The organism is Alitiscatomonas aceti, from assembly GCF_025567195.1.
Classification (GTDB): domain Bacteria; phylum Bacillota; class Clostridia; order Lachnospirales; family Lachnospiraceae; genus Alitiscatomonas; species Alitiscatomonas aceti.
This window is the reverse complement of the sequence record NZ_JAOQJF010000008.1, coordinates 57,142-70,461: the sequence shown is the minus strand read 5'-3', so window position 1 is coordinate 70,461 and position 13,320 is coordinate 57,142. Positions and strand designations below refer to the sequence as shown.

11 protein-coding genes and 1 riboswitch are annotated in these 13,320 nt (G+C 56.2%); of the genes, 10 read left to right on the top strand and 1 reads right to left on the bottom strand.

Annotated elements, in window-relative coordinates:
- The first annotated feature begins 15 nt into the window (after nucleotides 1-15).
- The 5 genes from OCV69_RS05825 to rpiB all read left to right on the top strand — a co-directional run bounded on the left by OCV69_RS05825 (nucleotide 16) and on the right by rpiB (nucleotide 6,045).
- Complete coding sequence (locus tag OCV69_RS05825) at nucleotides 16-1,218, top strand: MFS transporter (protein WP_158358290.1); 1,203 nt, start codon at nucleotides 16-18, stop codon at nucleotides 1,216-1,218.
- A 207-nt stretch (nucleotides 1,219-1,425) separates the two neighbouring features.
- Complete coding sequence (locus tag OCV69_RS05820) at nucleotides 1,426-3,138, top strand: DEAD/DEAH box helicase (protein ID WP_022274101.1); 1,713 nt, start codon at nucleotides 1,426-1,428, stop codon at nucleotides 3,136-3,138.
- Between the two features lie 165 nt (nucleotides 3,139-3,303).
- A complete protein-coding gene (locus OCV69_RS05815; protein WP_158358288.1) occupies nucleotides 3,304-4,353 on the top strand; it encodes a lactonase family protein in 1,050 nt (349 codons plus the stop codon).
- Nucleotides 4,354-4,364: 11 nt separating this feature from the next.
- The gene (gene aroC, locus OCV69_RS05810; RefSeq protein ID WP_158358286.1) at nucleotides 4,365-5,519 is read left to right on the top strand and encodes a chorismate synthase; all 1,155 of its coding nucleotides are present in this window, start codon (nucleotides 4,365-4,367) and stop codon (nucleotides 5,517-5,519) included.
- A gap of 85 nt (nucleotides 5,520-5,604) precedes the next feature.
- On the top strand, nucleotides 5,605-6,045 hold the full coding sequence (rpiB, locus tag OCV69_RS05805; RefSeq protein ID WP_022274104.1) for a ribose 5-phosphate isomerase B: 441 nt from the start codon (nucleotides 5,605-5,607) through the stop codon (nucleotides 6,043-6,045).
- 87 nt (nucleotides 6,046-6,132) lie between these two features.
- Here the strand turns inward: rpiB and OCV69_RS05800 are convergent, their stop codons facing one another.
- The gene (locus tag OCV69_RS05800) at nucleotides 6,133-7,314 is read right to left on the bottom strand and encodes an iron-containing alcohol dehydrogenase (protein WP_158358284.1); all 1,182 of its coding nucleotides are present in this window, start codon (nucleotides 7,312-7,314) and stop codon (nucleotides 6,133-6,135) included.
- A 169-nt stretch (nucleotides 7,315-7,483) separates the two neighbouring features.
- Nucleotides 7,484-7,676: riboswitch (cobalamin riboswitch) on the top strand.
- A 211-nt stretch (nucleotides 7,677-7,887) separates the two neighbouring features.
- On the opposite strand from OCV69_RS05800, the gene OCV69_RS05795 reads away from it, so the two are divergent.
- From OCV69_RS05795 to OCV69_RS05775, 5 genes are read left to right on the top strand one after another with little or no spacing between them, the layout of a single operon-like run.
- The gene (locus OCV69_RS05795) at nucleotides 7,888-8,907 is read left to right on the top strand and encodes a sirohydrochlorin cobaltochelatase (protein ID WP_158358283.1); all 1,020 of its coding nucleotides are present in this window, start codon (nucleotides 7,888-7,890) and stop codon (nucleotides 8,905-8,907) included.
- A gap of 17 nt (nucleotides 8,908-8,924) precedes the next feature.
- The gene (locus OCV69_RS05790) at nucleotides 8,925-9,860 is read left to right on the top strand and encodes a hypothetical protein (RefSeq protein WP_262563021.1); all 936 of its coding nucleotides are present in this window, start codon (nucleotides 8,925-8,927) and stop codon (nucleotides 9,858-9,860) included.
- Nucleotides 9,857-11,122 (top strand): ABC transporter substrate-binding protein, encoded by a 1,266-nt coding sequence (locus OCV69_RS05785; protein ID WP_158358282.1) that lies wholly within the window; start codon nucleotides 9,857-9,859, stop codon nucleotides 11,120-11,122. The genes OCV69_RS05790 and OCV69_RS05785 overlap by 4 nt, the downstream gene beginning before the upstream one ends.
- On the top strand, nucleotides 11,119-12,162 hold the full coding sequence (locus OCV69_RS05780; RefSeq protein ID WP_158358280.1) for a FecCD family ABC transporter permease: 1,044 nt from the start codon (nucleotides 11,119-11,121) through the stop codon (nucleotides 12,160-12,162). Before OCV69_RS05785 ends, OCV69_RS05780 begins: the two co-directional genes overlap by 4 nt.
- Before the next feature lie 2 nt (nucleotides 12,163-12,164).
- A complete protein-coding gene (locus tag OCV69_RS05775; RefSeq protein ID WP_262563020.1) occupies nucleotides 12,165-13,289 on the top strand; it encodes an ABC transporter ATP-binding protein in 1,125 nt (374 codons plus the stop codon).
- The last annotated feature ends 31 nt before the right edge of the window (nucleotides 13,290-13,320 follow it).

The following is a 13,320-nucleotide window of genomic DNA, read 5'->3' as shown; positions in this document are numbered from 1 at the left end:
AAGGAAAAGGGGATTATGAAGTACAAAACGCGGTTCTTTCTATTCTTTTTTGTGATGGTACTGTTTAATCTGGCGGCAAATTTCGCCCATCCGGTGACTCCGACGGTGATCCAGGATCTGAATCTCCATGATTACATGTTCGGACTGGCCCTGGCGGCCATGATGCTCACCAACTTCCTTCTGTCGCCCTTCTGGGGAAAGATCAACGAATACATATCCTCCAGAATGTCTCTTCTGATCTGCTGCATGGGCTACGGCGTCGCCCAGATCTGGTTCGCCTACGCCACCACAGAGCTTCAGATCGTCCTGGCCAGGATGTTCGCCGGATTTTTTACCGGCGGTATTTTTGTGAGCTTCCTGACATACATTGTAAATACGGCGGCTCCGGAGGACCAGGGAAAATATCTGACCATCAACGCCACCATAAAAAGCGTGGCCAGCGCCTTCGGCTATATGATCGGCGGCTTCCTGGGGGAATTTTCTGTGAAGCTGGCGTTCCTGGCCCAGGCGGCCCTTCTGATCGCCGTGGCTGTGGGCTTTTATCTGATCTGTCTGCCGGACGGAAAGACCAGCTTAAAGCAGGTGCCGAAAAAGCAGCTGATGAAGGAGGCCAATCCCTTCCAGGCCTTTGCTGACAGCCGGAAATTCATGAGCGTGGCCTTTGCCATGCTGTTTGCAGTGAATATCCTGATCAACTTTGGAAACACGGCCTTTGACCAGGCGTTCAACTACTATTTAAAGGATGTGCTGGGGCTGACCTCGTCCTATAACGGGATCATCAAGGCGGCCGTGGGCCTGGTATCCTTTGTGGCCAATACGACACTTTGTATCTGGATCATCACAAAGACAAAGATCCGCCGGTCCATGACAGTGATCATCGCCGTCTGCACAGTATCTGCCCTGGGAACGGCCCTGGTGCCCAATATCGGGATCTTCATCGCCCTGGGCGTGATCGTTTATGCGGGATATTCCGTCAGCGTGCCGGTGCTCCAGAGCATGATCACCGTCCAGTCCAGACCGGAGCAGAAAAACCTGGTCATGGGATTTTTCAACGCCACCCAGTCTCTGGGCAGCATTGCCGGTTCCCTGACAGCCGGATTTATCTATTCGGTCCATGCAAAGCTCCCGTTTTTCTGTACCTTTGTGATTTATGGCTTTGGAATGCTGGCAGCCATTGGATATATGAGATACAGGGGAGGGAAAAACGCGGCAGAGTAAGGACGGACAGCCGCAGATGGAAACGCTGTTGTTCCATATGAAAAGATGCCGCTTGACACATGGCGGCAGAACTGTTATAGTATCATACGAATGAAACTGGGGAAGATTCGGGGAAGGCCTGGATCTTCTCTTTTTTGCTGGCAAAACCGCCCTGGACGGCGGGGAGCCATATATATGGAAGTTAAACAAAGAAAAGGAAATCAGACAATGGAAACAGTAAGATTTGACGAATTAAATTTAGATGAGCGCATTCTGCGCGCAGTGACAGACATGGGCTTCGAGGCCGCCTCCCCGATCCAGGCCCAGTCTATTCCCGTCCAGGCAGAGGGACTCGACATGATCGGCCAGGCCCAGACCGGTACGGGAAAGACGGCGGCCTTCGGCATCCCGCTGCTGGAGAAGATGGATCCGGAAAGCAGAAAGACCCAGGCCATGGTCTTATGCCCCACCAGGGAGCTGGCCATCCAGGTGGCTGAGGAGATCCGCCGCCTGGCGAAATACATGTCCGGGATCAAGGTCCTTCCGGTCTACGGAGGCCAGGAGATCGTAAAACAGATCCGTTCCTTAAAGGGCGGAGTCCAGATCATCGTGGGAACTCCGGGACGCGTCATGGATCACATGAGGAGAAAGACCATCCGCACCGATGAGATCCGGACCGTGGTGCTGGACGAGGCCGACGAGATGTTAAACATGGGCTTTCTGGAGGATATGGAGACCATCTTAAGCGCTCTTCCCGAGGAACGGCAGACGGTGATGTTCTCTGCCACCATGCCCCAGGCCATTGCAGACATTGCAAAGAAGTTCCAGAAGGATCCGGTGATGGTGCGGGTGGTAAAAAAGGAGCTGACCGTTCCCAAGGTGACCCAGTATTATTACGAGGTGAAGCCCAGGAATAAGGTGGAGGTCATGTGCCGTCTGCTGGACCTGTATTCCCCTAAGCTGTCTGTGGCCTTCTGTAATACGAAGAAGCAGGTGGATGAGCTGGTGCAGGCCCTCCAGGGCCGCGGCTATTTCGCCGAGGGCCTTCACGGGGATCTGAAGCAGGAGCAGAGGGACCGTGTCATGGACAGCTTCCGGAACGGAGCCACAGAGATCCTGGTGGCCACGGATGTGGCGGCCCGGGGCATCGATGTGGATGATGTGGAGGCAGTGTTCAACTATGACATCCCCCAGGACGACGAGTATTACGTCCACAGGATCGGCCGGACCGGCCGTGCAGGAAGGGAAGGCCGCGCCTTCAGCCTGGCTGTGGGCAGCGAGGTCTATAAGCTCAGGGATATCCAGCGGTTCTGCAAGACGAAGATCGTGCCCCAGTCCATCCCGTCCTTAAACGATGTGACGGCCATCAAGGCGGAAAAGATCCTGGATGAGGTCCAGGAGATCATGAATGACGGAGAGCTGGAGCGGATGACGGCCATCATCGAAAAGCGTCTTCTGGCTGAGGATTATTCCTCTCTGGAGCTGGCAGCCGCCTTCCTTAAAATGTCCATGGGCGACGATTATGAGGATATTGCCGAGGACGTGAGACCTCTGAGGGATCTGGAGGATCTGGGCAGGAGAGGCGGATCCCGGGGCCGCGACGGCCGGGGCCAGAGAGACGGCCGCGGAAATTACCGGGGAGGACGGGGAGGACGCTTTGACGATCTGGACGAGTACGAAGGCCGCCGGTCGGGCAGGAGCGGCATGGCAAGCCTCTTTATCAACCTGGGAAAGAACCAGAATGTGAAGCCGGGAGATATCCTGGGAGCCATTGCGGGAGAGACCGGGATCCCGGGCCGTATGGTGGGGAGCATCGACATGTATGATAAATACACCTTTGTGGAGGTTCCCAAAAACCAGGCGGAAATGGTCATGGAGGCCATGAAGCAGGTGAAGATCCGCGGAAAGAATGTCCGGGTGGAGATCGCCAACCGGAAATAGGGTATTTTCTATATTTTGTATAAATTTTCGTTCACAAATATCCTGGAATATGGTAAAATATACATAACTGTCCGGCGGCTTTACAGTTTTGTGCAAAAAAAACCGAACAGGGATTTCGTCCCATGCGGGGGAAATATCTAAAGCAAGATCCGGGAGGAACGATCTATGACTGGAAAATACATGGCTTATGTTGGTTCTTATTCTTATACGGGAAAGGCCAAGGGGATCACGGTCTACGATGTGGACGTGGAAAAGGGGAAATTCATCTACCGCTGCGAGGTGGAGGTGGATAATTCCTCTTACCTGACCGTATCCAGGGATAAAAAAATGCTGTACTCCATTGCCGACGAGGGCGTGGTCTCGTTCCGCATCCTGCAGAACGGCAGCCTGTCCAGGGTGAACAGCGCAAATATCAAGGGAATGCGGGGGTGCCAGATCTCCACAAGCCCCGAAAACGACTATATTTTCGTGTCCGGCTACCACGATGGAAAGGTGACGGTGCTCCGGCTGAACCCGGACGGTTCTGTGGGCCATATCACCGACGGCGTATTCCATAAGGGGCTGGGGAGCGTGGCAGAACGGAATTTCCGTCCTCACGTGAGCTGCAGCCGTATGACGCCGGACGAGAAGTTTTTAATGGTGGCGGATCTGGGGATCGACCAGGTCAAGGTGTACCGGTTTGACAGAGGAGAGGGCCGCATTGCCCAGGTGGACACCATAAGGAGTGAGCTGGAGTCAGCGCCCCGTCATTTTGTCTTCAGCAGCGATGGAAAATTTTTCTATCTGCTGCATGAATTAAAAAACGTGATCGACGTATATTCATACCAGACCGGAGACAGGACGCCCCAGGTGGAGAAGGTACAGACCATTGCCACCACCGGCGATGATCCCAACCAGCTTACGGCAGCCTGTGCCATCCGTCTTTCCCCGGATGAGAATTATCTGTTCTGCTCCAACGCCGGGGACAATTCGGTATCCATGTATGAGAGGGACACAGAAACGGGAATGCTCACGCTAAAGTTCTGTCTGCCCATCAGCGGGGAATACCCCAAGGACATCGCCATTTTCCCGGACGGCCAGCATCTGGCGGCCATCAACCACGGGGGAAATATTTCCTTCTTCCATATCGATTATGAGAAGGGGCTTCTGGTCATGAGCGACCGGAGCGTTGCGGTCAATGAGCCCAACTGCTGTGAAATTGTAAAAATAGGTTAGGAGATGTAGATATGGCGGCTGGATCGACCATTGGAACATTATTTAAAGTGACCACCTGGGGAGAATCCCATGGAAAGGCCATCGGCGTGGTGGCCGACGGCTGCCCTGCGGGACTGGCCCTATGTGAGGCAGATATACAGGCTCTCCTGGACCGGAGAAAACCAGGCCAGAGCAGATTTACCACCCAGCGGTCCGAGGGCGACCAGGTGGAGATCTTATCCGGCGTATTTGAAGGAAAGACCACGGGAACGCCCATTTCCATGATCGTGTGGAACCGGGACCAGCGCTCCAGGGACTATTCGGAGATCGCCGGCTGCTATCGGCCTGGTCACGCGGATTATACCTTTGATGAGAAGTTTGGCTTCCGGGATTACCGGGGCGGCGGCCGGTCCTCTGCCCGGGAAACCATCGGCCGGGTGGCGGCCGGAGCCATTGCAGAAAAATTTTTAAAAGCCCTGAATATTTCTGTCTGCGCCTACACCCGCTCCATCGGTCCTGTGGAGATATCCTCCGGGCCGCTGGCGCCGGGGGCGGAGGCGCTTAAGACGGCGGAGGAAAATCCCTTATATATGCCGGATCCGGAGGCCGCAGAGCGGGCTGCCCGGTATCTGGAGGAGCGGATGGCAGACCAGGATTCTGCCGGAGGCGTGGTGGAGTGCGTGGTGTCGGGGCTCCCGGCGGGGTTGGGAGAGCCGGTGTTTGAAAAGCTGGACGCGAACCTGGCCAGGGCCATCCTTTCCATCGGAGCTGTAAAGGGGGTTGAAATAGGAGACGGGTTCGCGGCCGCCAGATCCAGTGGATCGGAAAATAACGACGGCTACCGCATGGCGGCAGACGGCTCGGTGGTAAAGACAGCCAACCATTCCGGCGGCGTTCTGGGAGGGATCAGCGACGGCAGCGATCTGGTATTCCGGGCGGCCTTTAAGCCCACGCCGTCCATTTCCAGGAGCCAGGAGACCGTAAGCCGCGCTGGGGAAAACATAGAGCTTTCCATTAAAGGCCGCCACGATCCTGTGGTGGTGCCGCGGGCAGTGGTGGTGGTGGAGGCCATGGCCGCTCTGACCGTGATGGACATGCTCCTGGTGTCCATGAGCTCCCGGCTGGATATGATCCAGCTGTTCTTCCAGGTGGAGAACGTGGAGGGAACGGACATAGAGGAGAATTGATTTTGGAGAATTGACGGAAACCCGGAAGACGGGGCTGTCCTGAAAACGGCAGAGGCCGGTGAATAAAAAAATGGAGGAAATGAGCATGAAGATCGTCATTGGAAACGACCACTCCGCAGTGGAGTTGAAAAACATCATCAAAGCGCATCTGGAGGAAAAGGGCTATGAGGTCATGAACGTAGGGACCGATACCTCTGATAGCTGCGATTACCCGGTATATGGAGAAAAAGTGGGCCGGGCCGTGGCTTCCGGCGAAGCAGACCTGGGCATTGCCATCTGCGGCACCGGCGTGGGGATCTCCCTGGCTGCCAACAAGGTAAAGGGGATCCGGGCCTGCGTGTGCAGCGAGCCCTATACGGCAAAGCTTTCCAGAATGCACAATAATTCCAACGTTCTGGCCTTTGGGGCGCGGGTAGTCGGAAGCGAGCTGGCAAAAATGATCGTGGATGAGTGGCTGGCCGCTGAGTTTGAAGGCGGACGCCATCAGAGACGGGTCGATATGATCATGGATATAGAAAACCGCTAGAAGGTTGAAAAAGGACTGGAGCCGGGAGGGCGCCAGTCCTTTTTGAGTGAGTATAAAAGGGAGTTATATAAAGGGGAATTATGGGATTTAGAAATCTACCTCTGTTCCATAGTAGGTGCAGACGAAGAGCTTTTCCATCTGCTCCGGTGTGATGGATCTGGGGTTGGAGCCTGTGCAGGCGTCGCCCACGGCGTTTGCTGCGATCTCAGCCACTTTGGACTTGAACTCTGCTTCGTCGATGCCGAATTCTTTTAAAGTGGACGGGATATTTAAAGTCCGGTTGAATTCTTTGATTTTCTCGCAGAGAGCGTTTACCTGGGATTCCTCAGAGGTCCCGCCAAGGCCCACTCTTCTGGCAATGTCTGCATAGCGGCGTTTTGCTTCCGGCTCATGGGCATTGTATTTGATCACATAGGGCAGGTAGATGGCGTTGGCACATCCGTGGGGGATATGGCCTGTGGAGAAGGCTGCGCCTGTCTTGTGGGCCATGGAATGTACGATTCCTAAGAGGGCGTTGGAGAACGCCTGGCCTGCAAGACACTGGGCATAGTGCATCTGCTCTCTGGCATCCTGGTTGCCGTTATAGGAGGCCGGAAGGAAATCCAGTACCATTTCGATGGCCTTGATGGCTAACGGATCCGTAAACGGGGAGTTTAAGGTGGAAACGTAGGCCTCGATGGCATGGGTCAGAGCGTCCATACCGGTGTAAGCCACCTGCTTTGCCGGAAGGGAGGCAACCAGCACGGGATCCAGGATGGCAACGTCCGGTGTGATCTCAAAGTCTGCCAGAGGATACTTGATTCCCTTGGAGTAATCTGTGATAACGGAGAAAGCAGTTACCTCTGTGGCAGTTCCGGATGTGGTGGGGATGGCGCAGAAATGCGCTTTCGTGCGCAGCTTCGGGAAGTTAAAGGGAACGATCAGATCCTCGAAGGTGGTATCCGGATGCTCGTAAAAGGCCCACATTGCCTTGGCAGCATCGATGGGGGAGCCGCCGCCGATGGCTACGATCCAGTCGGGCTCGAATTCCTGCATGGCCTTTGCGCCGCGCATTACGGTCTCTACGGAAGGATCCGGCTCAACGCCTTCAAAGAATCTCACTTCCATGCCGGCTTCTTTTAAGTAGCCCTCGATCTGATCCAGGAAGCCGGCCTTTCTCATGGAGCTGCCGCCGGAAACTACGATGGCTTTTTTTCCGGAAAGGTTCTTTAAGTCCTCTAAAGCGCCTTTTCCGTAGTACATGTCTCTCGGTAATGTAAATCTCATCATAACTGCATACCCTCCTAAAAGATTCGGATATTCATATGTTTACCTTATAGTTAATATTTTAACGATATTTTTGCCAAATGTCAAGTACCTGGAGAGAAAATGTGAAAAAAATAACATTTGCAAACCACGGACCGCCATGCTATACTGGATAAAACGCAATGGACGTTAAAAACTGAATAAAACAGCGGGTGTCAGACCGGATGTGATCCGGGTCTGGTGAAAAGGGAAACAGGTGTGAATCCTGTACGAACTCGTCACTGTATTTAGGGAGCGGAGGCCATGTTCTGCCACTGGGAAACCGGGAAGGCGGCCAATGCGATGATCTATGAGCCAGGAGACCTGCCCGGCTGTTGTACGGGAACTTGCAGTTCCGGACCACGAGTAACTGGTAGTACGGTGATTTTTGTGCAGGGGCCCCTTTACTTATTTTTAATAAGCAGAGGGCTTTCTTTATGTGCGCGCCTGACCCTGGACTATATGGGCAGCAGGCCTGGGATCCCTGTATTTTCCGGCTCCATTTCCTCCGTCCGGAATACGCCCGGCGCGCGGAAAATAAAAATGGAGGAATGAAGAATGAGGAAAAACAAAATGGCAGGATTGATGGCAGGTGTGCTGGCGGCGGCCCTGTGGATGACCGGGTGTTCCGGAAACGGAGGTACAGAAACGAAGCCGGCGGCGGCAGGCGCGGAGACGGGGACAGAAACGGCAGGAACGTCTGCGGAGAAAGAGGGATCCCAGGCTTCCGGAGAAGAGAACAAGGAAAAGGAGGGGGCTGCATTGACAGAAAATAAGGAAACAGGAAAAAGAGCGATCCTGGTGGTGAGCTTCGGCACCAGCTACAACGAAAGCCGGGAGGCTACCATCGGCGCCATTGAGAAGGCCATCGCAGAGGCATTTCCGGAGACAGAGACACGGCGGGCCTTTACCAGCCAGATCATCATTGATAAATTAAAGGAACGGGACGGCCTGGAGACCGACAATGTAAAGGAGGCCCTGGACCGAGCGGCGGCAGACGGGATCACGGAGCTGGTGGTCCAGCCCACCCATCTGATGGACGGCTTTGAATACATGGATCTGGCAGAGGAGCTGGAGGAGTATGAAGGGAGCTTTGAACAGGTGGTCCTGGCGGATCCGCTGCTGACCAGCGATGCGGATTTTGACGCTGTGGCAAAGGCTATTACAGAGGCCATGGCGGAGTACGACGACGGGGAAACGGCGTTCTGCTATATGGGACACGGAACCGAGGCCGATTCTAACCAGGTATATCCCAGGCTCCAGGAAACCCTTAAGGAGGCAGGATATACGGATTACTTCATCGGTACAGTGGAGGCAGAGCCGTCTCTGGAGGATGTGACCGCTTCTTTAAAGGAAGCCGGAGGTTATAAACGGGTGGTGCTCCGGCCGCTGATGGTGGTGGCAGGCGATCACGCCAATAACGATATGGCAGGTGACGAGGAGGACTCCTGGAAATCGGTCCTGAATAAAGAAGGATACGAGACGGAGTGCGTCCTGGAGGGGCTTGGACAGATCCCGGCCATCCGGGAGCTCTATGTACAGCACACGAAGGCTGCCATGGACAGCCTTGCCAGATAGGAAGCGGGGAGAGACGGATGAAATATGTAAGGAACAGCCTGGCGGCTCTCCTTGCGGCAGCAGCCGGCATGGTCTTCATGCCGGCTGCTGCTTATGGGGCGTCAGAAGGCCGGGAGGCCGCAGAGGCCATTGGACAGGAAAGTGCCGTCCCTGTACCCGGATATGCACTGAAGGACGGGACGTATCCCATTGAGGCAGAGTCCAGCTCCTCCATGTTCCGGATCGTCCGGGCAGAGCTTACGGTGAAGGATGGGAGTATGAAAGCAGCGGTGACCCTGGGCGGAAAGGGATATCTGAAGCTGTTCATGGGAACGGGAGAGGAGGCTCTGGACGCTGATCCGTCCCAGTACATAGGATTTTCGGAGGACGCAGACGGAGCCTATACGTATGAGCTTCCGGTGGAGGCCCTGGACCAGGGGCTGGAATGCGCGGCCTTCAGTAAAAGAAAGCAGAAATGGTACGACCGGCAGATCGTTTTTAAAGGAGATACCCTTCCAAAGGAAGCCTGGGTCCTTCCGGCAGAGGCCGGACTGGAGGACGGGAGGTACTGGATCGACGCAGCCCTTTCCGGAGGAAGCGGCCGGGCGTCAGTGGAGTCTCCGGCGGAGCTTACAGTAAAGGACGGCCAGGCATCGGTGCGGATCACATGGAGCAGCTCCGCCTATGACTATATGGCGGTATATGGGAAAAAGTACCTTCCGGTCAGCGAGGAGGGCAATTCAGCCTTCCAGATCCCGGTCTATGTGTTCGACGTCCCCATGCATGTGGCCGCGGATACCACAGCCATGGGGGATCCCCATGAGATCCAGTATACCCTGACCTTTGACCGGAGCACAGTGAGAGCCATGAAAAAAACGGCGGGGACCGGTTTCTGGATGGCGGCGGGAGCAGCTTTTCTGGCGGCGGGAGCCAGCGGCTGGTTCTGGATAAGAAAAAAGAGGAGGGCGGCATGAAGAGGAGCTGGAAGGCAGGGATAAAAAAACAGGCGGTCATCCTGGGGATCTGGGCGGCGGCGGGAGCGCTTTTAACGGGCTGTAAAGCGGCCGGAGGATCCGGAGCCGGGAACAGGCTCCGTCCCCTGGAGCTTTCTTCCCTGGAATATACAGGGCGGCTGGAGCTGGAGTATGCAGAGCAGTTTGCCGTGGATCTTTACCAGGACGGCTTCCAGGTGCTGACTGTGGCCGACGGGAGCCGTATGCTCCTGGTGCCGGAAGGGAAGGAGGCCCCGGAGGATGTGCCGGAGGAGACGGCTGTGGTATACCAGCCGGTGAAAAATATCTATCTGGCGGCTTCGGCGGCCATGGACATGTTCCGGGCCCTGGACGCTTTGGATACGATCCGGCTTTCCGGGACGGATGCAGACGGCTGGTACATCAAAGAGGCCAGGGAGGCCATGAAAAGCGGGAAGATCCTTTATGCCGGAAAATACAGCGCCCCGGATTATGAGCGGATCCTGGCGGAGGGCTGCAGCCTGGCTGTGGAGAATACCATGATCAGCCATGCGCCGGAGGTAAGGGAAAAGCTGGAGAGCTTTGGGATCCCGGTGGCAGTGGATTATTCCAGCTACGAGACTGAGCCTCTGGGCCGCATGGAATGGATCAAGTTTTACGGAGCCCTCACAGGAAAGGAGGAGCAGGCGTCCGCTGCATTTGACGAGCAGAAGGCAGCCATGGAGGCGGCGGCAGGAGGCAGCGAAGAGGCGGCTTCCGGAGACGGCGCAGATGTGGATCCGGCCCGCAGAGCAGAGGGGGGACGTGTTCCGGAGGAGGGCAGAAAAAAGACCGTTGCGTATTTTTATATTACGGCCGCCGGTATGGTCAATGTGAGAAAGTCCTCGGATTATGTGCCGAAGCTCATTGAGCAGGCGGGCGGAGAATATATTTTTAAGGATCTGGGGACTGGAGAAAGCCGCAGCTCGTCTGTGAACATGCAGCTGGAGGAATTTTATTCCTCAGTAAAGGACGCGGACTTCCTTATTTATAACAGTGCCGTGGACGGCGGGCTGGAAACGGTGGAGGAGCTTTTGGGAAAGAGCGGGCTGCTGACGGACTTTAAGGCGGTTAAGGAAGGAAATGTGTGGTGTACGGCCAGGGACCTTTATCAGAGCTCCATGGCTCTGGGGACCTTTGCAGAGGACATCCGGGCCATGCTGACGGGCCAGGGGGAAACGGTCTACCTTTACCGGCTCCCGGCCGGAAGAGAGGAGGAGCAGTGAACAGAAAGCGGAACGGGCATTTAAAATATGGACTGGCTTTTGCGGCGCTCCTGGCGCTGCTTCTTCTTTTCCTGGGCTGGAGCCTGTGCGCCGGAAGTGTGGAGATCCCGTTGGAGGAGGTGGCGGAAGTATTTGCCTGGAAGCTGGGATGCGCTCCGGCTCCCGGCGCTTCGTCTGCGGCCGGGATCGTCTGGGAGATCCGGTTCCCTCGGGCTCTGGCAGCCATCCTCTTAGGCGGAGCCCTGGGGCTTTCCGGCTATCTTCTCCAGACCTTTTTCCGGAATCCCATTGCAGGTCCCTTTGTTCTGGGGATCTCCTCCGGGGCAAAGCTTCTGGTGGCATGTCTGATGGTGTTCTCTCTGGGCCATGCTGTCCGGGTGACATCTGCGGCCATGATCCTGGCGGCCTTTGCTGGAGCCCTGGCCTCCATGGGACTGGTGCTCCTTATGGCCGGAAGAGTGGAGCAGACGGCGGGGCTGATCCTTGGAGGCACCATGATCGGTTATATCTGCTCGGCAGCTACGGACATCCTGGTGACCTTTGCTGACGATACAGATATCGTAAATCTGCACAACTGGTCCCAGGGCAGCTTTTCAGGCATTTCCTGGGATAATACGGCAGTCATGTGCCTGGTGGTGCTTCCCACCTCGGCAGCCGTATTCCTTCTCTCTAAGCCGGTGGCTGCGTACCAGATGGGAGAGGTCTATGCAAAAAGCATGGGGATCCATGTGGGCCGCCTCAGGGCCTGGATGGTGCTCTTATCCAGTCTTTTATCAGCCTGTATCGTGGCCTTTGCCGGTCCGGTGTCCTTTGTGGGGATCGCCGTGCCCCATCTGGTGAGGAGCCTGTTTGGGACCTCCCGGCCTCTGGTGCTGATCCCGGCGTGCTTTCTGGGAGGGGGCGTGTTCTGCCTGTTCAGCGATCTTCTGGCCAGGACTCTTCTGGCTCCGGCAGAGTTCAGCATCAGCACAGTGACCGCGGTGCTGGGAGCTCCGGTGGTGATCGCCGTTATGATGAAGAAATACCAGAGGAGGGGATAAAGGTGGGAAACGGCTGTTTTTATGTGGACCGGCTGGCGGCCGGATATGGGAAAAGGCCAGTGGCGGAGGGACTTTCCTTTCATGCTGGCCGGGGAGAGATTGTGACCCTCATAGGCCCCAACGGAGCCGGAAAGTCCACGATTCTTAAGACGATCTCCGGCGGACTTGCGCCGATGGGAGGGGAGCTGGTGCTGGACGGCGTTCCCATGGAACGGATCCCCAGGAAGGAACGGGCCAGGAAGCTGGCGGTGGTGTTTACGGAAAAACTCCAGGGGGAGCTTATGACCTGCCGGGATGTGACGGCAGCGGGGCGGTATCCCTACACCGGGCGGCTGGGACTTTTATCAGAGAAGGACCAGAGAGCCGTGGATCAGGCCCTGGAGCTGGTCCATGGAACCGACCTGGGGGACCGTCCCTTTGACCGGATCAGCGACGGGCAGCGCCAGCGGATCATGCTGGCCAGGGCGCTCTGCCAGGAGCCGGAGATGATCCTTCTGGACGAGCCCACCTCCCATCTGGATGTGAAGTATAAGCTGGAATTCCTTTCCCTGCTCCGGGAAATGGCCAGGAAAAAGGATCTTTCGGTGCTCATGTCCCTCCACGAGCTGGATCTGGCAGAAAGGATCTCGGACCGGGTGGTGTGCATAAAGGACGGACGCATGGACCGGTGCGGAACGCCGGAGCAGGTCTTTACACCGGGATATGTGGAGGGGCTGTTCGGGATGACTGCCGGGAAATTTGACGCGGCTGGGGGATCTGTGGAGTTTTCTGTTCCTGGAGGCGCTGTAAAGCCGGAGGACCTCCCGGAAAATGCGGTATTTGTGATCGCGGGGAACGGCTCGGGGCGGCAGGTATTCCGGAAGCTCCAAAGGGAGAACGTGCCCTTTGTCACAGGGATCCTGTTTGAAAATGATCTGGATCTCCCGGCGGCGGAGGCCCTGGCTGCCCATGTGGTGAAGGTTCCCCTGGGGCCAGTGCCGGAGGAGGCTGTGAGGGAGGCCCGGGCATGGATCCGGCGGTGCCAAAGGGTGATCTGCTGCCGGACGGGCTTTGGAGTATGGGAGAAGGAAAACGAAGATCTTTTTAAGTATGCAGAGCGGTCAGGAAAGACCGCAGGAGAATCGTAACAGACCGCCGTGCGGGAAGATGCCCGGCTGG